Below are 23,118 nucleotides of genomic sequence, written 5' to 3' on the forward strand. Positions count from 1 at the left end.
TTAAATTTTAAAAAAATGGTTGACAATTTTTCGGTTGTAATGAAAGAAAATACACGATAAATTTGTTTCATAATTAAAACACAGCAATCATGGAATTAAGTTTTGATCAAATGTATAAAGCAACCTCTGAGAATGACGCTTCATTTGAGGGGATATTTTTTACAGCCGTAAAAACAACGGGAATATTTTGCCGTCCTTCCTGTCCTGCAAGAAGACCCAAACCTGAAAATATTGAATTTTTTTCCACTTCCAAAGAATGCATTTTAAAAGGATACCGTCCTTGTAAAGTATGTCACCCATTAGAAAAACTAAATGAAACACCTCCATACATCAAGCAAATTCTTACCGAGCTCTCAGAAGATCCAAGCTTAAAGTTTAAAGATAATGATTTGCAAAAACGTGGCCTGGAACCCAATCAGTTAAGACGTTGGTTCATGAAAAACCATGGAATTACTTTCCAGGCATACCAACGGATGTTCCGAATAAACTCCGCTTTTAAGAGAATACAAAATGGAGACACCATAACAGAGGCTGCTTTTAATTCAGGGTTTGAATCCTTAAGTGGTTTTGGCGATACCTTTAAACAAGTTTTTGGTGTTTCTCCTAAAAACAGCAAAAAACAGGGTATTATTGATATTAAACGAGTAGAAACGCCTTTAGGAACAATGTATGCATGTGCAGTGAAACAGGGAATCTGTTTACTTGAATTTACCGACAGAAAAGTACTGGAAACTGAATTTAAGTATTTATCAAAAATATTAAATGCAACAATAGTTCAAGGTGACAATCCTCATTTTTCCTTACTGGAAGAACAGCTTAAGGAATATTTTGAAGGGAAAAGAAAAAAGTTCTCAGTTCCTTTACTCACATTGGGATCTGATTTCCAGCATAAGGTTTGGGATACTGTATGTAAGATTCCGTATGGTGAAACAACATCTTATAAGCAGCAGGCTATAACAATTGGCAGTCCTGATGCTCTACATGCTGTGGCCAATGCTAATGGAATGAATAAAATTTCAATCTTAATTCCTTGCCATAGAGTAACAGGCCCGGATGGAAGTATGACCGGATATGGCGGTGGTATCTGGCGCAAAAAGTGGCTCCTCGACTTAGAAGAGCGGAATCTTTAATACTCTTCTTCATTTTTAATTCCTACAACTTAACGATCTAATCTAATTCTAATGAAAACTACTGTCAATAAGTGGTTTGCACTCATCATTGTGCTTACCGCCCCTCTATTGTATGTCATTGATATATTCATTATCAATATTGCAATCCCAACAATTAAAACAAGTTTACACGCTACAGACGGAGAAATTCAGCTTGTAATAGCTTCTTATTTATTGGGAAGCGCATGTTTTTTAGTTACAGGCGGAAGAGCTGGTGATTTTTTAGGTAAAAAGAAGGTTTTCTTTTGGGGAATGTTAGCATTTACGTTTACATCTTGTATTTGTGGACTGAGTCAAAATGCAGCTCAGCTAAATATTGCAAGATTTTTTCAGGGAGTAAGCTCCGCTTTTATGGTCACTCAATCTATATCATTAATCCAGATACTTTTTCCAAATCCTAAAGAGAGATCTGTTGCTATAGGATGGTACGGCATTACCTTAAGCATTGCAGCTATAATTGGCCAGATGTTAGGAGGATATTTGGCCGAAACGAATTTCTCAATTGAAGGTTGGCGTTTAATATTTTTTATTAATCTTCCGGTTGGTATCTTATCCCTTTTCACAATACATATATATCTGAAAGAAACACCAAAAATGCAAAAAGCTCATTTTGATTATAAAGGGGCATTTGTTCTTACTCTTGGACTGGCTGGTTTAATATATGCCTTAACGGAAGGAAGGGAACATCATTTTCCATGGTGGTTCTATTTATTATTATTGCTGTCTTTATTACAGTTTGCATTTTTCATTATTATTCAAAGAAAAAAATTGAAGAACAATGGGCATCCGCTTATTGATTTATCTTTGTTCAAACTAAAAGATTTTAAAATAGGATTATTTGCGGTATTATTTCATTTCATGCTTCATACGGCCTATTTATTAATCATTACAGTTTATTTACAAAGCGGATTGGGCGTTTCTGCTTTAGCTTGCGGCATGTACTTTATTCCTCATGCAGTGTTCTTTATGATATCCTCTATAGCTGCCGGTAAATTGTTGCCAACATATGGTAAACGTATTCTGCAGCTGGGACTATGTATTATTTTAGTATCCTTTCTTTTGCAAATATTTCTTTTTACCAATAAGAATATTCCATTTGTTTCAATGCTTTTCCTGGCATTATATGGTTTGGGGAATGGTTTAGTCCTGCCTTTTCTATTAAATATGGTGCTGCATAATATTAATGAGAAAGATGCAGGATCAGCATCCGGAATATTTTCAACATTTCAACAAACTGCTTCAGCATTAGGAATAAGTATTATAGGAGGAATATTTTACACAATTCTGGATGATTCCGGCAATTCAAAAAATTATCTTTTAGCCCTTCAAATCGGATTAACTGCCGGCATTTTTTGTTTAATAATTGTTTGGGTAATGTTATATTTACTTCCGGGCAACGTTGGAAATAAAAATAAAACCACTCATGGAATAGATTGATAACAATCCTATTCTTATATTTTTGAATCTGGGCCTATCAATATTTCAAGGGCTCAAAAATTTCCATATGAAGTAGTGTAAGAAATTGACTGTAATATCAAAGTGCCCCGAATGTGTTTTTTTATTTTCTAAATTTTTATTTCTGACATTTGAAAGAGTTCAAAAATGGATTTCAGTATTAATTTTTAGAAATAGAACAGAGATTATACCTGAAAATTATCTTTAAAATTCAGTTTAATTTCAAAAAAAATACCATAAATTAGGCTTTCTTTTGCGTAAAAAAGATTCTTTTAGTGTTGAAAAAACATTAAATTTGCGACATTGATATTATGGATAAAAAGACACAAAAAAAACAGACTGAATTGCCGGAAGCAGGCCGGATTTTATCTAAGCCCCGTATATTTTTTGGGCTTACTTTTATACTTTTCTCTATTGTTCTTGCTTTCTCATTCATTTCTTACCTAATGAACTGGAAAGCAGATCAAAGCCAGGCAGGAACAATGCTCGATAAGGATATAAAATCTTCAAACATTTTTGGAAAATTAGGAGACTGGTTTGGAAATTTTTTCATATTTGAAAGTATTGGTATTGCCTCATTTATTATTGCATTTTTATTCCTGGTGGTAGGAACAATGATTCTTAAAAAGAAAATGTTCAAGCCATGGAAAACCATTGGCCATTCCCTGTTTTTTATTTGCTGGCTTCCTATTTTTATGGGAGCACTTACCAAAGGACAAGGAGTTTTAGGAGGAGTCTATGGTTACCAGATCATGGATTATCTTAATTCCATCATCGGAGCTGTAGGGTTGTGGACGGTATTGGCTGCAAGCATCCTTTTATATTTTATCCTGGAATTCAATCTTCGTCCAAGCTCTATCAAAGCCAAGCTGAATAAGATCAATGAAAATACCATTGGAAAGGTAAAAGCTATGATGCCGGATTCCAATGAAGATTTTGAAGCAGATGAGGAAATGAAGGAAGAAGCTGAAGAAGCGGCATCTCATGTTACAGTAAGTGACCTTAGCCAGCAGCCCCCTGCCAATCTTATCAATAAAATAAAAGAACAGGAAGCTGTACCTATTTCAAAACCGGTTCAGGAAGTTTCTCTTACTACCGATATAGAAACTATTGTTACTCCGAATCATACTTCTTTTGAAAATGGTCAAAAAGACATCACACAACCGGTGAACTTAAACCTTAATCCAAAACCGGCTGTTCCAATGTCTACTCCTGAGGAAGCTTTTGATATCAGACCTTCTACTCCATCTTCTGTCTCTACTTCCGCACCTGTTCAGGAAGACATTAAATTTAAAGTAGAAATCGCCCCTGTAATTGATATACTGGATGATTCAGATAAAAAGTCTCAGGAATTGGTAGAAAGGCATGGCTTATATGATCATAAATTAGATCTTGCCAATTTCCAGATGCCTCCGGTAGATTTATTAAAAGATTACGGGAATGAAGAAATTTCTATCAATAAAGAAGAACTTGAAGAAAATAAAAATAAAATTGTTGGTCTTTTAAAGAACTTTAATGTAGGTATTGCCGAGATCAAGGCGACCATCGGGCCAACGGTTACTTTATACGAAATTGTTCCGGAAGCCGGCATCAGGGTGGCAGCCATTAAAAAACTGCAGGATGATATTGCTTTGAATCTTTCAGCTTTAGGGATCAGGATTATTGCGCCAATGCCGGGAAAAGGAACTATCGGTATTGAAGTGCCAAGAAAGAATCCTACCATGGTTTCTATGCGCTCTGTTATTGCTTCTCAAAAATTCCAAAATACAGATATGGATCTTCCTGTAGTTTTCGGAAAAACAATTTCCAACGAAGTTTTCATGGCTGACCTTGCAAAGATGCCCCACTTATTGATGGCCGGAGCAACGGGACAGGGTAAATCTGTAGGAATTAATGCTATTCTTACTTCTCTTCTTTATAAAAAGCACCCGAGTGAACTGAAATTTGTAATGGTGGATCCTAAAAAAGTGGAGCTTTCATTATACTCAAAAATAGAAAGACATTATCTGGCTAAACTTCCGGATGTGGATGAAGCTATTATCACAGACACCAATAAAGTAATCAATACCCTCAACTCTCTTTGTGTGGAGATGGATACTAGGTATGACCTTCTTAAAAATGCGTTCTGTAAAAACCTAAAAGAATACAACAAAAAGTTTGCAGAAAGAAAATTAAATCCTGAAAACGGACACCGTTTTTTACCCTATATCGTTCTGGTAGTAGATGAGTTTGCCGATTTGATCATGACCGCAGGAAAAGAGGTAGAATTACCTATTGCCAGACTGGCACAGCTTGCAAGAGCCGTAGGTATCCACCTTATTGTGGCAACACAAAGACCTTCTGTAAATGTAATTACCGGTATGATTAAAGCCAACTTCCCTGCAAGAGCAGCATTCAGAGTGATCTCCAGTGTGGATTCAAGAACTATTCTTGATTCTCCGGGTGCAGATCAGCTGATTGGTAAAGGTGATATGCTTTATTTCAACGGTAATGAAATTTTAAGACTTCAGTGTGCTTTCGTGGATACTCCGGAGGTTGAAAGGCTTGCAGAATATATTGGGGAACAAAAAGGATATGCCTCGGCATTCTTACTTCCGGAATATGTTTCTGAAGATTCTACAAGTTCTGTAGGGGCTTTTGATCCTAATGAAAAAGATGCATTATTTGAAGATGCCGCAAGAATCATCGTATCTACCCAGCAAGGCTCCACTTCTATGCTTCAGCGTCAGTTGAAACTGGGCTATAACAGAGCGGGAAGAATTATGGACCAACTGGAAGCAAGCGGTATTGTAGGAGGCTTTAACGGAGCTAAAGCAAGAGAGGTGATCATCAGTGATCTTCATTCTTTAGAACAGTTTCTGGAAGATTTAAGAAGCTAATTCATCATACAAAGTAATTAATCCTGGGTATGCAACAACATAACCCAGGAAATATAAACAATATTCAATTCAACTAATATCATGAAAATTACAATAAAACAAACCTTTAAACTGGGGATTTTTGCATCTGTACTTACATTATCTTCTTGTGCATTAAGATCTGTTCCCAGTGACTATTCTTCTGTAAAACTGAATGTCATAGACAATAATACTCTGGGAAATGGCAAAGTACTCATTTATAACGGTGCTGGAGTTCTCCACAAAATGGATAATACAGCAAGATTAAATATTGGACTTGATGGTAAATCTCTGGGACAGATCAGACCTAAAGAATATGTTATTGTTAATCTAGAAAATGGAAAACATGAATTCACTGCTCTTCATATAGATATGGTGAATATGAGAAGTAAACATCCGGTTGAAATTAATGCAGGCACTAAAGTTATTAAAATTGAACCTACCATCACTTCTAATAAATTAACAGTAACCAATATTCTTCCTGAAAACTTTGATACATATATTGAAAGACCCGAGACAAGATAATTTACAAAACATTATCATTATCGACACGCTTTATTCAAGGGAACAGGTCCTTAAAAATTAAAAAGGGTAAAAAAAAACAATTTATATTTTTTTACTTGAGTATTAAAAATAGTGAACTTTTTTTGGAACAGTTTTTGGAAGATTTGCGTAATTAAGGGGAAAAAAGCGAATGGCTTTACCCTTAAGAGTTAGAAAATGTCTAAAGATTATTAAATAAAAAAATGAAAAATATTATTTCAAAAGTTATATTAGGAAGTTTTGTTGTAGGTGCAGTTGGTATGACCAGTGCTCAGAAAATAGATGCTAAAGCCAAAAAGATATTGGATGATATTACAGCCAATTACAAATCTAAAAAGAATTCTTACTTCAAATTTTCTTTTGGAAGCGGTCTTAATGATCAGGTAACTAAAACAGAACCTGGAATTTATTATTCGGCAGGAGATAAATACAAGTTGAAAATCATGGATACTGAACAGATCTTTGATGGAAGCAAAATTTACAATATCAGTATTGACGATATGGAAGTAACCATTGCAAAACCTAATGGAAACAGCACCCTCTTCTCCCCTATCAATTATCTTAGTACGTATAGAAATGACTATAATGTAACCTATAACGGAAAGAAAATGGTCAACGGTGTGAATGCTGATTTTATCAAACTAACTCCCGTAAAATCAAACGGAATAAAGTATGTGTATCTTTTTGTAGATTCTGTAAAAAAACAAATGGTAAAGCTTGAACAGCACGGAAGCAATAAGGATGTTGCTGTAATTGCGATCAAAGAATATAAAGAAAACCAGGATCTGGATCCGAATATGTTTGTTTTTGATAAGAATAAATTCAAAAACTACGTAATCACTGAACTTTAAAAAGCAAGAAAACAGGGCTGTAAATACGCAATTCTGTTTTTAAGTTAAAAAAATAACAAAATATAAAAGCCGCAAGTAAAATTTGCGGCTTTTTGATTAATTTTGGCGCATGTTAAAAATACTAGACCGATATATCATAAAAACCTTCTTTGGACCGTTTTTCTTTATATTCAGCGTATTGTTTTTCATCTTTATTGTAAACATTATCTGGGTTCAATTAGGGCAATTTATGGGAAAAGGATTAAGCTACTGGCAGATCCTTAAACTTCTTTTTTATCTTGGAGTAAGCGTTATCAGTATGGTGCTTCCTCTTACTATCCTGCTGGCCAGTATTATGTCCTTTGGAGAATTTGGTGAAAGATATGAGCTGGCAGCAATGAAGGCCGCAGGAATTTCTCTGACGAGAGTTATGATGCCTCTCCTGGGGGTGGCCACCATATTGGCGGTTATGCTTTTCTTCTTTTCAAATAATATCATTCCCGATTTCCAGAAGAAGGCGAAAAACATGCTTTTCAACATTGCACAGACTAAACCCGCGCTTAACTTCACTCCCGGACAGTTTATCGATCAGATTCCCGGCTATATGGTAAAGTTTGATAAAATTTATGGTGAAAACGGTGAAAATATTGAAGGTGTTTTTGTTCACAGAAAAGCAAACACCTACGAAAACCAACAGTCTATTGTTGCTGAAAAAGGAAAATTTGTTCCGGCAGCCAACAGGAACTTCTTAAAACTGGTGTTGCATAACGGATATGTATTTGAGGACAATTTTGCCGGAAAGGGAGAAAATGTAAGAATGAAGCAACCCGATCAGGCTATTAAGTTTGATACACTGACCTCTCACTTTGATATCAGTGAAATTATCAACCAGGCTATCGAAAAAGAACAGATTACAGATGACTACCGTTTCCAAACCTACGGACAGCTGAATGCAACCATTGCTAAAAGTAAAAAAGAAAATAAACTGTTTTTCGATAATATCGGAGCTGATGTCCTGGGGCAGACCAATTCTGTAGTTGCCTACATGGATAGAGGCAACACTCATAAGGCAACTCCCAAACCACAGGTAAAACTGGACACTGTAAAAAGTGACAAAAAGCTGGAAATCCTCTATAACTCTTACAACAGACTGGATAATCTGAAAACTTCTCTGGAAAGCAAAAAAAGTGAGTTCAGTACGAATGTAAAATATTTCAGTAAGGTGGTTATTTACCAGCAAAGAATAGTCTCTTATTCTGTAACCTGTATTATCTTTTTCCTGATTGGAGCCAGTTTGGGATCTATCATCCGAAAAGGAGGTATGGGGCTTCCCGTTATCATAGCTATTGTTATTTTCATCATTTTTTATGTAATGAATGTAGGAGTGGAAAATTTATCCTGGAGCGGAAAAATGAATCCGTATCTGGCAGCATGGCTCCCTAATTTCATTCTTCTTCCTTTTGGAATCTGGATGACGTATAAAGCACTTACAGACTCACAGCTATTCGATGCGGAGAAATATAAGGCATTATTTAAGCCTATTACTAAGAGGTTCTCAAAAAACAAAGAACATCAGAGATATCAATAGATGCCTGAAATTGAATACTCAACACAGTATAGACCCGGAAACCCCGGGTCTTTTTTATTTCTGAAAATAGAATGTTGGAGTTATCTACTTTTTAAAGTATAAAATGATATGACTCAATAACAGCCTGTTTAAGTGATGTGATCTTCTACGGTACACACTATTTTGCTGCCGGAAGCTTTTCTCCTGAAAACAAATCAAATCCCTCCTCATCAATGATCAATCTCTAAAAAAATACAAGGCCGGAAGGAGAAATCAAATAACAGATATAAACAAAAGAGGCTTCCGACCGCGGAAACCTCTTTTTGTATGTCAAACATTGATGCCAGTTAAAACTTGTACACAAATGCGTTAATATTCATTCCTGCTCCTACAGAAGCAAACAGGACGATATCATTTTTCTTGATCTCATGTTGCTCCAATTCACCGTTAAGAATCATCGTAAGCAAAGTTGGAATAGTTGCTACACTGCTGTTTCCTAACTTATGAATTACCATAGGCATGATATTCTCGGGAAGCGGAGTATTATACAACTGGTAAAACCTGTTAACAATAGCTTCATCCATTTTTTCGTTAGCCTGATGAATAATAATCTTATCGAGCTGATCAATAGTATATCCACTATTATCAAGACATTTCTTCATAGCATCAGGAACATTTACAAGCGCAAATTCATAGATTTTCCGCCCATCCATTTTGATGTATTTTGTATCCGGGCATCTTTCATTATTGTAAGATTTTCCAAAATACAGATAGTCTTTTTCTGTCAGTGTATAGGAAGCAGAAAGGTGAGATTTTATTCCGGAGTCATCATTACTCTTTTCTAAAATAGCGGCTCCGGCTCCGTCAGCATAAATCATACTGTCCCTGTCATGGATATCCACTACACGGGAAAGGGTTTCAGCCCCAATTACCAAGCAGCGTTTTGCAATTCCTGCATTGATAAAAGCATTAGCCTGTATCATACCTTCAATCCAGCCGGGGCATCCGAAGAGAACATCATAAGCAACGCAAAAGTTGTTTTTGATTCCTAATAAATGCTTCACCCTTGCTGCAAGACTGGGAACCGTATCAGACTGAACTGTCCCGAAGCGTACATCCCCAAAATTATGGGCAAAGATAATGTAGTCTAAAGTTTCAGGATCTATTCCTGCATTTTCAATGGCAGCCTGAGCTGCAATAAGTCCCAAATCTGAAGTAACCTGTGTGCTGCTTGCATACCTCCTCTCTTCAATGCCCGTAATTTTTTTTAATTTATCCGTAATCGATGCATTGTTTTCTTTTAATAACACTCCTTCTTTATTGAGAAAAATATGCTTATCAAAAAATAGATTGGTTATCGTTTCAGATGGAATGTAGTTCCCTACACCAATAATTCTCGTCATCACTATAATGTTTTGTTTCCTGTCTTTATTTAAGGTGTTTCAGGAATAATTTTATAAATATAATGATTTAACGCTAATATCTATCAAAATATTATAGTAAGGAAGCGTATTACTTCAAAATTTTATATAATTAAATACAGAAAGTTCATCAAAATTAAAATTAAAGTTCTGATATACAGAAAATAAAAGAGGTTTCCTACCGGAAACCTCTTATTAATATTTAAAAAGCTAAAAATTATACTTTCATAATTTCTGCTTCTTTTGTCTTAAGATGATCATCGCAAAGCTTTACATATTTGTCTGTGAATCCCTGAATTTCTTCTTCTACTCCTTTTACAACATCTTCAGAAACACCCTCTAACTTTTTAAGTTCCTTCAAGCCATCCTGTCTTGCATTTCTTATCGTTACTTTAGTGTTTTCAGCTTCTACTTTAGCCTGTTTTGCCAGTTCTTTTCTTCTCTCTTCCGTTAAAGGCGGAACATTAAGGATAATATTCTCACCATTGTTAGAAGGTGCAAAACCTAAATTAGAATTAATAATAGCTTTTTCAATGGCATTGATTGCCGTTCTGTCCCAAGGCTGGATAGAGATGGTCATCGCATCCGGCACAGAAACATTAGCTACCTGGTTAATCGGAGTGGGAGCACCATAATATTCAACCATTACATCCTGAACCATTGCCGTAGAAGCACGTCCTGCTCTGATTCTTTGAAATGCATGATCCAGGTGCTTTACAGCTGCGTCCATATCCTGCTTTACAGATTCTAATATAAGATCTAATTCTTCCATTATTATATTATAGTTTGATAAATTGCACATTAATTGTTCTAATTGATAATTAATAATTGATGGGTAATAAGTAATGAAGAATTTTAAATTTCCTTATCTCCTACTTATTATGGTTACCAGATTACAAATTAACTAAAGTACCAACATTTTCTCCTTCAACAATTTTTTCTAAATTACCATCTTTGTTCATATCGAATACAATAATAGGTAATTTATTTTCATGACTCAAAGTAAAAGCTGTCATGTCCATTACTTTAAGATTTTTTTCAAATACTTCATCAAAAGATAATGAGTTGTACTTCACGGCGTCCGCATTCTTCTCAGGATCACTATCATAGATTCCGTCTACTCTTGTTCCCTTTAAAATAACATCAGCACCAATTTCGATAGCTCTCAAAGTAGCTGCTGTATCTGTTGTAAAATAAGGATTTCCTGTTCCAGCTCCAAAGATGACCACTCTTCCTTTCTCAAGGTGTCTTACGGCTCTTCTTTTGATAAAAGGCTCAGCTACTTTATCCATTTCGATAGCAGACTGAAGTCTTGTTTTAATTCCTGCATCTTCCAATGCTCCCTGCAATGCCATACCGTTGATTACTGTTGCCAGCATTCCCATATAGTCACCCTGCACTCTATCCATTCCTTTTGCTGCTCCTGCAACACCTCGGAAAATGTTTCCTCCTCCAATGACAATCGCCACTTCACAACCTTTTTCCACTACTTTTTTTATTTCTGCAGCATATTCCTGCAGTCTTTCAGTGTCAATACCGTATTGTCTGTTACCCATTAAAGCCTCTCCACTTAGTTTCAGAAGGATTCTTTTATATTTCATTTTTTATTTTTAATAACGATTTACCGGAGCTGATTTCTCCAAAATTTGATTTTGCAAATATAATCATTATAGATATTGATAAAAGAAAAATATTTAATTAGAAATAATGTCAGAAATATTTTGAAAAGTACGAAAAAGGATTATTTTTGCATTAATTATAAATTGAATTGAAGAAAATTATCATTTTTTCATTATTTCTATCAGGAATTGTTTCTTATGCACAAACAGGAACAAATGTTTATCCGTTCTTAAATATACCTGTATCTGCAAGACAAGCCGCCTTAGGTGGTGATGCAATTTCGATAAGAGATTATGATGTTTCCTTTGCTATTGCAAACCCAGCCCTGTTAAATAAAGACTCTGACAAACAGCTTTCCGTTAATGCCACCGCTTATCTGGCTGACTCGAAATACGGAACCATAGCGTATGCCAAAGATTTTGATAATGGTCATATGGCCACTATCAATGCCAGATATATGAGCTATGGAAGTATTCCAAGGACTGATGAAAGTGGTTTTGAAAACGGAGAGTTCAAAGCTTCAGATGTTGCCATTGGAGCAGGCTATGCGTACCAGTTTGAAGAAGACTGGACAATAGGGGGAGGAATTAATTTTGTTACTTCAAAAATTGATAATTATACTTCTTCTGCCATTTCAGGAACGGCAGGAGTTACCTATCACAACAAAAAGAACAAAGAAGTTCTTTCCCTTGTACTCAGAAATTTTGGGTTCCAGCTAAAATCATTTAATGGAGTAAAGGAAAACCTTCCTTTCAGAGTAGATTTGGGATATACCAAAATATTAAAAAACTTCCCTCTGGCGGTTACCATTACGGCTCATGATCTTCAGCAGTTTGATATTTCTTCAGAGTTTAATACTGACGGACAAAAAGTGAATGCCGGCAGAAAGATTGCAGATCACTTCTCCCTGGGAGCAGAATTATTCCCGGAAAAGAACTTTAACATAAGACTGGGATATAACGTGAAAAGAGGAAATGAACTCGCTGTAGCAGATCAGAGAAACTTTTCAGGGCTTTCTGCAGGATTTGGAGTTAAAGTATCAAGATTCCGTATAGATTATGCTCATGTAAGATACCACAACTCTTCCAACGTCAATCAGATAGGGATATCAATGGACCTTTCCAGCCATAGAGGAGAATAAAAAAAATAGTAATCCTTCTTAAAATTTCTTATTATTTCTTGATTTTCTAAAAAAAATCTTGAAATTTGCAGTATGAAAAAACCTGTAATAGCGATCGATGGGTACTCGTCTACCGGAAAAAGCTCTATCTCTAAAGTCATTGCTGATCAATTGGGACTTATTCATATGGATACCGGTGCACTTTACAGAGGCGTTACCTGGTATGCATTGCAGCACTGTTTGGATGAAGACGGCAACATTGACCTGAATGTATTATTCTCTTCTTTAGATCAAATAGAGCTCGAATTTAAAAACAACGAAGGAACATTGGTTCTTTTCCTTAATCATACAGATATCTCTAAAGAAATCCGTATGAATGAAGTTTCAGACCATGTAAGTGTGGTAGCCAAGCAAAAAGAAGTAAGAGACTTTTTACTTCAGGCTCAGCGTTCTTTGGCAGAAAAAGGAGGCGTTATTATGGATGGACGTGACATTGGGACAGTAGTTCTGCCAAAAGCGGACTATAAATTCTTTCTTACTGCCAGTATTGATGAAAGAACAAACAGAAGATTTCTTGAATTAAAAGGACTCGGAATTGAAGCCGATAAAAAACAGGTAAAACAAAATCTTATTGAAAGAGACAAAATAGACAGTGAGCGCGAAATAGCTCCTCTGAAGCAGGCTGACGATGCAATTGTTATTGATAATTCCACACTGAGCAAAGAGGAAACAATACAGCTTATGCTTTCTTATATTCAAAAGATTTAACAATTTTTAATAGGCTTACAACCTCCTTTGGTATACAAATTGTAAGTTTTATTACTGTAAAAACTAATCTATTATTAACTATTAAAAAACTTATAAATGTCTAGAAAAGAAAAAAATACAGCAGGTATATTAGCGGGACTTCTTGCAGGTGCTGCTGCAGGTGTAATCTTAGGGATGCTTTACGCACCGGAAGAAGGAAAAGAAACAAGAAAGAAAATCAAGAATAAGGCTAATGATTTAAAAGATCAGGCTAAAAATAAATATGGAGAAGTTTCTGAAAAAGTAAAAGACCAGTATGGTAATATCTCTTCCACTTTCAAAGAAACAGCGAATAATGTAGCGCACACCATGAAAGATGGATATGATAAGTATAAGGATCAGATTGTTTCTAAAACTGCTGACGTAGTGAAAGATGTAGAAGCAGAATTGAATGACCTAAAAAAATAAGTAATTTATCTTTTTTAAGTAAATTACAGAAAGGAACTTTTGTACAAAAGTTCCTTTTTTTGTAACTTTAAAAAAAAACAATGATAGAGACTATTAAAGAATACGCCTCGAAGAGAATTGATCTTCTGAAAATAGAAGCTACTGAAAAGTCTTCTCTCTCTGCCGGGCTCATTACCTACTTTGTAGTACTGCTTGTTGCTTTTGCTTTTTTTATTATTCTTTTCAATTTTGGAATTGCATTTCTCATTGGCAAAGCACTGGATAATTATTCCTATGGATTCTTAATTGTTGCTGCATTTTATGCCTTAGTAATGGCTTTTGTCATTGCTTTTAAAAATAAGATTGTCAATACTGTTGCAGATCAGGTTATTAAATTTTTAAATCATTAAACTATGGGCAGAAAATACGAAAGCATAGAAGAATTAAGAAGAAAGAAAAAACTGCTTAAGAGTGAAATCGATGATCTTGAGAATCTTCTTACCTTCAAGAACACAAAAGAAAGCTTAAGTGCCTTTACCAATGGGTTAACAGATCAGTATCTTCAGGAAAAGGTAGATGAAGACGGAGATGAAAAAGTAGTCCTGAGAAAAGATGTAATCGCAAGACAGCTTACCTCAGAAGTGAAAGATCTCCTCATCAGTAAAAATACAGCTGTAGGCATTGCCAGTTCTGCATTTAATGGAAATATTGCAGATGGCCTTATAAAACTGGGCATCACTGCCATAGTAGGAAACTATGCCAAAAAGAATATGAAAAGTACCAACTGGAAGAATAAACTTGTAGGTGTTGCTTTAATATACCTTGCCCCTATTGCCTTAAAATTCGTCAGAAAAAAACTGGAGGTTTACCAGAAAAATAAAAGTGTTTCAAGTTTGGAACAGCTGATATAGTAAGATATAGATGCCAGATATCAGATGTCGAACTTTACGCATTAGATCAGTTTATTAAATTAAAATAGTACCTATTTATAATTTAAGAACTTACTGTCAAAGTTCCCTGCCTGATATCTGATGTCTTTTATCTGATACCTATTTTGAAAAAAGCTGTCCTAAAATAATTCCCGCCGCCATTGATACATTCAGGCTTTCTGTAGACTGGGAACTTCCAAATCTTGGGATAGTAACACACTTCTGAAGAAGTTTTTCCGTTTCCGGCCTCATCCCGTTTCCTTCATTTCCTAAGATCAGATTTATCTTTTCCGGTTTTTCAAAACTATAAATACTTTCACCGTCCATATCCGTTCCGATATTTACATTATCCGTTTCTGAAAGATAGTCCACAAGATCTGTATATACTATATTTACCCTGGTGAAAGATCCCATACTGGCCTGGATTACTTTTGGATTATAGAAATCAACAGTATCTTCGCTGCAGATGATCTGTTCTATTCCAAACCAGTCTGCAAGACGGATAATAGTGCCCAGATTTCCGGGATCCTGAATACCATCCAAAACAAGCTGAATGTTTTTATCTTCCATTCTTTCTTCTTCGGCAAGATAACATACTGCCACAGAATCTTTCGGAGTTTTAAGGAAACTAATTTTTTTTAGCTCATTTTCAGAGATATGGAAAACAGGAATATCGGTACGGTCCAATTTTTGCGGATCGGTTGAAAATATTTCTTTAACTTTAATATTAGAATTAGAAAGTTCACAAATGATTTTATTACCTTCAACCAAAAACAAATTGTATTTTTGTCTGAACTTCTTTTTATCTAAAGACTGTAAAATTTTTATTGTATGAGCTGTAAGCATTATAAGAATTCTCCTCAAAAGTATTATAAAATTATATCATTTGCAACATTTGTTGGTCTCCTTTATGCTTGTAGTACGACAAAAAAAGTTCCGAATGGTGAATATCTCCTTACCAGAAACAGCTTTAAATTCGAGGATAAGAAAGAATTCTTTGATGAAGAACTGAAAGATTACGTTCAGCAGAAACCTAACAAAAAACAGCTGCTTTTCATGCCTTTAACGCTGGCTTTCTACAATATGGCCAGTCCCAAATATGATACGATACTTAATGAATACATGACCTATCCCCGGGAGATGAGAAATCAAAAACTAAGGGATTCTTTATTCATCAAGTACAATATGCAAAGTAGTGTAGGAAAAAGTCTGTTTTTTGACCGTGTATTGCACAACTGGGGAACACCACCGGTAATCTTAGACCAGACAAAAAGTGAGAAAAGTGCTGAATCTATCAAAAAAAGACTTATCTACAGAGGTTTTTGGGACGCAGATGTAAAATTTAAACAAGATCTGGACTCTTCTGCTAAAAAAGCAGCTGTCAATTATTTCATCAGACATAATGACCCCACTTATATTAAAGATTATTATTATAATATTCCGGATCAGGGTATAAAAAATATCTATTCTCATCTTAAAGACAAAACGCTTATAAGAGCAGGGCAAGTTCTTGATCAGACTGTTCTTGAAAAAGAAGTAACGAGAATTACAGATCTGATGAAAGATTTTGGATATTATAAATTCAATAGTTCCAATGATGAAGTTTATTTTATAGCAGATTCTATTAAGAGTAAGAAACAGGTTCCTCTGACCCTGGAAATCCATAAAGATTCTCTGGACCGTCCCTATAAAGTAGCTACTTTCGGAAATATAGATGTCGCTATTGTTGATGAACCCGGAGACTTTCCAAAAAATACAGTTAAAGACAGCTTAAGAAGGGTACGATTCCATAAAATGAATGAGAAATATAAAACATCCTCATTATGGAGAGCTGTTATTGTAGACAGCAAACAGCCTTATGACCAAAAGAAACTGGATGTCACCAAAAGGAACTTCATGGCCATGAACAATTTTAGTATTGTAAAAGCCCGGGATTCCCTAAGAAGAGGTGGGATAACTTCACCTAATGACAGCATTGTAGATGTTTTGTATGTATTGAAACCACTTCCAAAATATGATCTTAAAGTAGGAACTGATGTGAACTATTCCCAGCTATTAAATTTGGGGATCTCGCCCTCAATAGACCTTACGACCCGTAATGTTTTCAGGGGTGCAGAAAATATATCCACCAGTATTTCCGGAACTTTCGGATCTATCAGAAGTACACAGGATATTGATAAAAGAAGCACAGCATACGAAATCTCTGCCCAGGCTTCCCTTAATTTCCCAAGGCTCTTACTTCCGTTCAATTATTATAAGTTTATCCCCAAACGCTATACTCCTACCTCCTCTATTTTGTTGGGAGCATCTATACAGAACAATATCGGACTGGGAAGACTGAATTTCAATACGGGACTTAACTATCAGGCTAATGTGAATGATCAGATTTATCATAAGCTGACTTTATTTAATACCCAAATCAGTTTAACAAAAAACAAAGATGCTTATTACAGCTATTTTGTTAATGATGAAAGGGTAAAAGACGATATTTTCGGCAGCTATTTTGCGTACAGACCCCAGATTGGAATCGATTATAAGAATAACAAGCTTAGTATTGATGACGTTTCAAAACTTCTTCTGCAGGATCAGGAATACCGTGGTGATCTGGATCAAAAAGGAACAGATCTTTTAACAGCCTTTAGAGGAACATTGGTCAATAAAGACAGACAGACCCAGGATGTGCTGATTTCTTCTATGATCTATAATTTTGTGTATAGTGAAATTGGTAAGAAAGATTATCCTAATGCCTTTTATTTCAACGGTAAAGTAGAGCTTGCAGGTAATATTCTAAGTTTATTCAACAAAAAAGATAATGATGGCGGAGTTGTTACCTCACCTCAAAAAACCATATTTGGAATTCCTTATGCTCAATTTATAAAATTTGATATCGACGCAAGGAAATATTTCAAATTCAATGGAAATCAGACACTAGTCCTCCGTCAGTTTATTGGAGTGGGTGTTCCTTACGGGAACTCTCAGGATATGCCTATTATTAAGTCTTATTTCAATGGAGGGTCCAACGATATCAGGGCCTGGGTGGCATTTGGAGGATTAGGTCCGGCAGATTCTCAGGTTGATGAAAGGGTACGTACCTATATGACCAATAATGTAAAACTTACCACAAACATTGAATACAGAATACCTTTCAACAGTATGTATGAAGGAGCCTTATTTACAGATATTGGAAATACCTGGAGTCTACGTGATCATAATGACGGATATAATGATGAATTTAAACTGAATAAATTCCTGGGACAAATGGGTATTGGTAGTGGATTTGGACTCAGAATAAATATTGCCTACATCACAGCAAGAATTGACCTTGCTTATAAGATTTACGACCCTAATAAAGCGGAAGGAGACCGATGGAGAATCAAAAACATCCAACCTTTTAAACCGACTCTTAATATTGCGTTTGGATATCCTTTCTAATCCGGAGAAACGCCTAAAATAAAGTAAATTACAGCAATCACACGGGCGAGGATTTCCCTCGCCTGATTTCTGTAAAAACTTTCAGGTTTGGTGACATCTTGTGCATCAAAACCCAGCGCATTCATATCATTATTTCTTGCGAAAAATAAGGCACGAAGATTATGAAATCCCTGCGAAACGATAATTACATTTTTCTTCTTGTAAATATCTTTACACCGTAATATACTTTTATATGTATTGAAGCCTTTCGGATCTTCTACAATAATATCTCCCGGAACACCTTCCTGATTCACCAGATAGTTTTTCATAGCAGCAGGTTCATTATACCCTTTGCTTTTTTCCCCACTTACAATAATCTTTTTAATTTTCCCGTGGTGATAAAGAAGTGCTGCGGCATCCATTCTTTTGGTAAAATAGGGGTTAGACAACCCGGATCTCATTTTGGGGGATGTCCCCAAAACCAGAGCAATTTCCCTTGGAGGGATCTTGGATATTTTGGTATAGGTACGGCCATTCGTAAGCCCGAAAACCCAGACATTACAGAAACATATCAGTAAAATTCCTAATTCCACTGATATGACACCGAGACCAAATATGTTTTTAAAAATTCTCAACTAAGATCAAAGTTAAGCTTTATTTTTTTACTTTTCACAATAGACATGCAAGCCAATATATGCCCCTGCCCTTCCTCTTTTTCAGTTAGGTACTCATTTTCAAGAAGTTCCACCTCTCCTTCTTCCAAAGAACATTCACAGCTTCCACAGATTCCCGATTTACACGAGTAAGGAACAGGAAATTTCTGAATCAGAAGCTGTTGCAGAATTTTATCTCTGTTATCGGGAAGTATTGTTGTATATTTTTTACCCATCATCGTAAACTCCACTTCAATATTTTCAATAAGCGGAAATTCCTTTTCTACAGGGTAAATATCATCATTATATTCCTCAAAAAGCTCAAAATGAATATTCTTTTTTGGAATTCCATGACGATAGCAGGCATTAGCCAACGTTTTTATCATTTCTCCTTTCCCACAGATCAGCACTTCATCTACAGCATCCCATATGGTAGATTCTTCATCAGTATCATCCAGATGCAGGATCTGGTTGATGATCAAATTCAGTTTTTTCTCATCCAGCCTGCCATAGAAAAAGCGGTCAGCTGTTTTTTCCTGTGAGAAAAAATAGAAAATCTGAAGTCTGTCTCCACAGGTTCTTGCAAGATGATCCAGCTGATCTCTGAAAATCAGGTCCTCAGAACTCTTATTTCCAAAAAACAAAAAAAGTCTCGTCCTCGGTTCATTATGAAGGATATTTTTAAAATGACTTAAAACGGGAGTAATTCCTATACCTCCAGCAAAAGCCACAATAGTCCGGAATTCACTTGGCTTAGACCCTAATGTAAATCTTCCGGCAGGCTCACCTACCAACAACTGATCTCCTTCATTGTAATTCTGAAATAGCTGCGAAGTAGCTCCTTCAGGGGAATTAACCTTTATTCCCAGACAAATTTTCCCTTCATACGGAGCCGAAGTCATTGAATAATCATTAATTACTTCTTCACCATGAGACTGAAACTTTACACTCACATACTGCCCTGCTTCAAACTTGAAATTATCCCTTAAATTCTCGGGAATTTCAAACTCCAGAGAAAAAGTATTTTTGGTCAGTTCTTCCTTTTTCGCTACTTTTAACCGATGAAACTGTATCAGTTTCCCTTTATAGATTTGTTGTTCCATACTTCAATTCAAAAATAGATAAAAAATAATTTATGAAGAAGATAATTTTATCCACGCTTATTATTACCGCTCTTTTCAGCTGTAAAAAAGAAAGCCAGAAAACAGAGAATACCGCTACAGATTCACTTTCAGTAACAAAAAATACGGCTGCTGAAACAACTGCCTATGTTCCAAAAGAACTTTCTCCGGAAAATGTGGGTCAACATTTAGCCAAAAATAATGATACTTTATATGTGACGAATTTTTTTGCTACATGGTGTGGACCGTGTATGAAAGAAATTCCTAGTTTTAAAAATAAAATGGAGGAATTGAAAGGGAAACCTGTAAAATTCACGTTTGTCAATCTCGATGAAAAATCAGATTGGGATGGTGCTGTGAAAAATTTTGTTGTAGAAAACAATCTGAGCGGCAGCGTTATTCTTTTGGATGGACAAAAATTAGATCCAACCTTCTTCTCCGGTAACTTCAAACAATGGGATGGTGGCTCTATTCCATTTACCTTCATGAGAAAGGGTGATAAAACAGATGAGTATTTAGGAATGATGACAGAAGATGTACTGAATTCAAAAATCGATTCTTTTTTAAAGTAAAAAATATACAGAAATTCTTTCTGAATAATGTCAAAAAGGTTTAGAATCCTGTGTTTATTATTAGTAGTAGCTATTATTATAGCTGCTGGCATTAATCTGAACACAGGATTTTTAAGTTTAGAGCTGCAGGATTTTTTTCAAGATTCTGCCCATAGCCAGATTGCCGAAATCCGTATCAATCGTGTATTTGTGATGCTTCTTGCAGGAATCTCAATTCCTACTTCCGGTTTTCTAATGCAGGAATATTTTCAAAACCCATTAGCCGGTCCGGATATATTGGGGATTACTTCGGTAGCCAGTTTATCTGTAGCTTTTTACATTTTTTTTTCACAAGATATCCTCCTTCCTGAATTTCTTCAAAATAGTTTTTTGAGCTTATCCGCTATAGGAGGAAGTTTAGTGCTGATGTTGATATTATTATCGATGTCTAATAAATTCCAGGATAAATCTTACCTTATAATTTTTGGATTCCTTATCTCTGCTTTTGCAGGAGCTATTGTTTCCCTGCTTCAGTTCTATGCCGAAAACCAAAGTCTTAAAAATTATATTCTATGGTCTTTTGGAGCTAATAATATGGTAAGCAGAAATCAGATTTATATTCTATCAATTCTTGTGTTAATAGGGTTATTTTTCTGTTTTAAAACTATAAAACCCCTGATCGGAAATTCTTTAGGAACATCGTACGCACAGAGCCTGGGTGTAAATTTAAAACGTCTGAAGCTATTAATTATTATAGCATCTTCTCTCCTTTCCGCCTCTATTACAGCGTTTTTAGGACCTATCCTGTTTATTGGAATTATTGTTCCACATTTCTGCAGGCTGGTCTATAACCCGTCCAAACTATGGCAGCAATGGATCCTGAATATGTTTTTAGGAATGCTGATCATGATGTTTTTCTCCATTATTGCAGAAAAAACACAGATTCCATTGAACGTAATAAGCTCCGTTTTTGGTATTCCAGTGATATTGATGATGCTTTTAAAGCAAAATAAAATCTGATTTGGGTTGGTAAACGCTAAGACGCAAAGAAATTTTCAAATGAATATGTTCTTAAGACGCAAGGATTTTATCTCCGATAAAATTGAATCCAACATTGCTAAAATAGTAGTTTTCATATACTAATCAAGACCAAAAGTATTTTCCTGAAAATCTTTGATTTTCTTGCGCCTTAAAATATACGCAATTCAGGAGCTCCCCTTGCGCCTTTGCGTTTACCCAACATTAAATTCCTTGAATCTAATAAGCTCCGTTTTCAATATTCCAGTGATCCTGATGATAAATAAAACTTAATTGTGGTTGGTAAACGCTAAGGCGCAAAGAAATTTTCAAATTATAATGTTTTTAAGACGCAAGGATTTTATCTCCGATAAAATTAAATCCCACATTGCTAAAATGGTAGTTTTTATATACTAATCGATACCAAAAGTATTTCCTGAAAATCTTTGATTTTCTTGCGCCTTAAAATATACGTAATTCAGGAGCTCCCCTTGCGCCTTTGCGTTTACCCAACATTAAATTCCTTGAATCTAATAAGCTCCGTTTTCAATATTCCAGTGATCCTGATGATGCTTTTAAAGCAAAATAAAACTTAATTGTGGTTGGTAAACGCTAAGGCGCAAAGAAATTTTCAAATTATAATGTTTTTAAGACGCAAGGATTTTATCTCCGATAAAATTAAATCCCACATTGCTAAAATGGTAGTTTTTATATACTAATCAAGACCAAAAGTATTTCCTGAAAATCTTTGATTTTCTTGCGCCTTAAAATATACGTAATTCAGGAGCTCCCCTTGCGCCTTTGCGTTTACCCAACATTAAATTCCTTGAATCTAATAAGCTCCGTTTTCAATATTCCAGTGATCCTGATGATGCTTTTAAAGCAAAATAAAACTTAATTGTGGTTGGTAAACGCTAAGGCGCAAAGAAATTTTCAAATTATAATGTTTTAAGACGCAAGGATTTTATCTCCGATAAAATTAAATCCCACATTGCTAAAATGGTAGTTTTTATATACTAATCGATACCAAAAGTATTTCCTGAAAATCTTTGATTTTCTTGCGCCTTAAAATATACGTAATTCAGGACCCCCCCCTTGCGCCTTTGCGTTTACCCAACAATTCATATATTTATTTAAAATACCACAAATGACAGAAAATGAATTATCAAGAATTATTTTTGATATGGGTTTAAAAATTCATAAAAAACTTGGAGCAGGATTATTTGAACATGTATATGAAGAATGCATGTTTTATGAACTAACTAAAGCAGGACTTTTAGTAGAAAAACAAAAATTGCTCCCCATTGTTTATGAAGATTTAAGAATCGAGAATGCTTTCAGGTTAGATATTATCATTGAAAATAAATTGATTTTAGAGATAAAAACAGTTGATTATATAAACCCTACCCATAAAGCTCAACTTTTAACCTATTTAAAAATGACAAATTGCAAATTAGGCTTATTACTTAACTTTCAATCCAATGTTTTCAAAGATGGAGTAACAAGAGTTGTCAATCATTTATAAACTATAAAAAGTATAAAAAACTGGCAAAGTCAAATTCTTTGCACCTTAAAAACAGTATTTTTGTAAGATATTTCGCGCCTTGCGTTTAACCATCT

Annotated in this window: 21 protein-coding genes; 15 read left to right on the forward strand and 6 right to left on the reverse strand. The window is 35.1% G+C overall.

Going from position 1 to position 23,118, the window contains the following annotated elements; genetic code table 11:
- Window positions 1–89 precede the first annotated feature (89 nt).
- The 6 genes from LQV47_RS22585 (at window position 90) to LQV47_RS10705 (ending at window position 8,482) form a co-directional block, all read left to right on the forward strand.
- The gene (locus LQV47_RS22585; protein WP_354960707.1) at window positions 90–1,130 is read left to right on the forward strand and encodes a trifunctional transcriptional activator/DNA repair protein Ada/methylated-DNA--[protein]-cysteine S-methyltransferase; all 1,041 of its coding nucleotides are present in this window, start codon (window positions 90–92) and stop codon (window positions 1,128–1,130) included.
- Between the two features lie 51 nt (window positions 1,131–1,181).
- On the forward strand, window positions 1,182–2,606 hold the full coding sequence (locus LQV47_RS10685; protein ID WP_230036695.1) for an MFS transporter: 1,425 nt from the start codon (window positions 1,182–1,184) through the stop codon (window positions 2,604–2,606).
- Window positions 2,607–2,935: 329 nt separating this feature from the next.
- Complete coding sequence (locus LQV47_RS10690) at window positions 2,936–5,503, forward strand: DNA translocase FtsK (RefSeq protein WP_230036696.1); 2,568 nt, start codon at window positions 2,936–2,938, stop codon at window positions 5,501–5,503.
- An 81-nt stretch (window positions 5,504–5,584) separates the two neighbouring features.
- Window positions 5,585–6,046: a hypothetical protein gene (locus LQV47_RS10695; RefSeq protein ID WP_230036698.1), complete on the forward strand. Its 462-nt coding sequence runs from the start codon at window positions 5,585–5,587 to the stop codon at window positions 6,044–6,046.
- Between the two features lie 221 nt (window positions 6,047–6,267).
- Entirely contained in the window at window positions 6,268–6,915 is a 648-nt protein-coding gene (locus LQV47_RS10700) for an outer membrane lipoprotein carrier protein LolA (protein ID WP_230036700.1), read from the forward strand.
- Between the two features lie 109 nt (window positions 6,916–7,024).
- Window positions 7,025–8,482 (forward strand): LptF/LptG family permease, encoded by a 1,458-nt coding sequence (locus tag LQV47_RS10705; RefSeq protein WP_230036702.1) that lies wholly within the window; start codon window positions 7,025–7,027, stop codon window positions 8,480–8,482.
- Between the two features lie 326 nt (window positions 8,483–8,808).
- Here the strand turns inward: LQV47_RS10705 and LQV47_RS10710 are convergent, their stop codons facing one another.
- The 3 genes from LQV47_RS10710 to pyrH form a co-directional block, all read right to left on the reverse strand.
- Window positions 8,809–9,867, reverse strand: coding sequence for a ketoacyl-ACP synthase III (locus tag LQV47_RS10710; RefSeq protein ID WP_230036704.1), 1,059 nt, complete (start codon window positions 9,865–9,867; stop codon window positions 8,809–8,811).
- A gap of 232 nt (window positions 9,868–10,099) precedes the next feature.
- Window positions 10,100–10,654 (reverse strand): ribosome recycling factor, encoded by a 555-nt coding sequence (gene frr / locus LQV47_RS10715; protein WP_230036706.1) that lies wholly within the window; start codon window positions 10,652–10,654, stop codon window positions 10,100–10,102.
- A 121-nt stretch (window positions 10,655–10,775) separates the two neighbouring features.
- On the reverse strand, window positions 10,776–11,483 hold the full coding sequence (gene pyrH / locus LQV47_RS10720) for a UMP kinase (RefSeq protein WP_047495991.1): 708 nt from the start codon (window positions 11,481–11,483) through the stop codon (window positions 10,776–10,778).
- A 167-nt stretch (window positions 11,484–11,650) separates the two neighbouring features.
- On the opposite strand from pyrH, the gene porQ reads away from it, so the two are divergent.
- The 5 genes from porQ to LQV47_RS10745 all read left to right on the forward strand — a co-directional run bounded on the left by porQ (window position 11,651) and on the right by LQV47_RS10745 (window position 14,727).
- Window positions 11,651–12,643, forward strand: coding sequence for a type IX secretion system protein PorQ (gene porQ, locus LQV47_RS10725; protein WP_230036708.1), 993 nt, complete (start codon window positions 11,651–11,653; stop codon window positions 12,641–12,643).
- A 72-nt stretch (window positions 12,644–12,715) separates the two neighbouring features.
- Complete coding sequence (gene cmk, locus LQV47_RS10730) at window positions 12,716–13,390, forward strand: (d)CMP kinase (protein WP_230036709.1); 675 nt, start codon at window positions 12,716–12,718, stop codon at window positions 13,388–13,390.
- A 96-nt stretch (window positions 13,391–13,486) separates the two neighbouring features.
- On the forward strand, window positions 13,487–13,837 hold the full coding sequence (locus tag LQV47_RS10735) for a YtxH domain-containing protein (RefSeq protein ID WP_047496001.1): 351 nt from the start codon (window positions 13,487–13,489) through the stop codon (window positions 13,835–13,837).
- Window positions 13,838–13,917: 80 nt separating this feature from the next.
- On the forward strand, window positions 13,918–14,226 hold the full coding sequence (locus tag LQV47_RS10740) for a phage holin family protein (protein WP_047496002.1): 309 nt from the start codon (window positions 13,918–13,920) through the stop codon (window positions 14,224–14,226).
- Between the two features lie 3 nt (window positions 14,227–14,229).
- Complete coding sequence (locus LQV47_RS10745) at window positions 14,230–14,727, forward strand: phosphoribosyl-ATP pyrophosphatase (protein WP_230036711.1); 498 nt, start codon at window positions 14,230–14,232, stop codon at window positions 14,725–14,727.
- A 138-nt stretch (window positions 14,728–14,865) separates the two neighbouring features.
- Here LQV47_RS10745 and LQV47_RS10750 read toward each other — a convergent pair whose 3' ends face one another.
- Window positions 14,866–15,591, reverse strand: coding sequence for an RNA methyltransferase (locus tag LQV47_RS10750; RefSeq protein ID WP_230036713.1), 726 nt, complete (start codon window positions 15,589–15,591; stop codon window positions 14,866–14,868).
- On the opposite strand from LQV47_RS10750, the gene LQV47_RS10755 reads away from it, so the two are divergent.
- On the forward strand, window positions 15,577–18,177 hold the full coding sequence (locus LQV47_RS10755; RefSeq protein WP_230036715.1) for a BamA/TamA family outer membrane protein: 2,601 nt from the start codon (window positions 15,577–15,579) through the stop codon (window positions 18,175–18,177). The two genes, LQV47_RS10750 and LQV47_RS10755, sit on opposite strands and share 15 nt — an antisense overlap.
- On the opposite strand, the gene LQV47_RS10760 is transcribed toward LQV47_RS10755, so the two are convergent.
- Both LQV47_RS10760 and LQV47_RS10765 read right to left on the reverse strand, forming a co-directional pair.
- The gene (locus LQV47_RS10760; RefSeq protein WP_230036716.1) at window positions 18,174–18,791 is read right to left on the reverse strand and encodes an ElyC/SanA/YdcF family protein; all 618 of its coding nucleotides are present in this window, start codon (window positions 18,789–18,791) and stop codon (window positions 18,174–18,176) included. The genes LQV47_RS10755 and LQV47_RS10760 overlap by 4 nt on opposite strands.
- A complete protein-coding gene (locus LQV47_RS10765) occupies window positions 18,788–19,912 on the reverse strand; it encodes a ferredoxin--NADP reductase (RefSeq protein WP_230036718.1) in 1,125 nt (374 codons plus the stop codon). Before LQV47_RS10765 ends, LQV47_RS10760 begins: the two co-directional genes overlap by 4 nt.
- 32 nt (window positions 19,913–19,944) lie before the next feature.
- Between LQV47_RS10765 and LQV47_RS10770 the strand changes: the two genes are divergently transcribed.
- The 3 genes from LQV47_RS10770 (at window position 19,945) to LQV47_RS10780 (ending at window position 23,023) form a co-directional block, all read left to right on the forward strand.
- On the forward strand, window positions 19,945–20,502 hold the full coding sequence (locus LQV47_RS10770; RefSeq protein ID WP_230036720.1) for a TlpA disulfide reductase family protein: 558 nt from the start codon (window positions 19,945–19,947) through the stop codon (window positions 20,500–20,502).
- A 27-nt stretch (window positions 20,503–20,529) separates the two neighbouring features.
- Complete coding sequence (locus LQV47_RS10775; protein WP_230036722.1) at window positions 20,530–21,501, forward strand: iron ABC transporter permease; 972 nt, start codon at window positions 20,530–20,532, stop codon at window positions 21,499–21,501.
- A gap of 1,144 nt (window positions 21,502–22,645) precedes the next feature.
- Window positions 22,646–23,023, forward strand: a complete 378-nt coding sequence (locus LQV47_RS10780) for a GxxExxY protein (protein WP_230036724.1) — start codon at window positions 22,646–22,648, stop codon at window positions 23,021–23,023.
- Window positions 23,024–23,118: the final 95 nt, after the last annotated feature.

The sequence above is a fragment of the Chryseobacterium sp. Bi04 genome (assembly GCF_918698085.1).
Classification (GTDB): Bacteria; Bacteroidota; Bacteroidia; order Flavobacteriales; family Weeksellaceae; genus Chryseobacterium.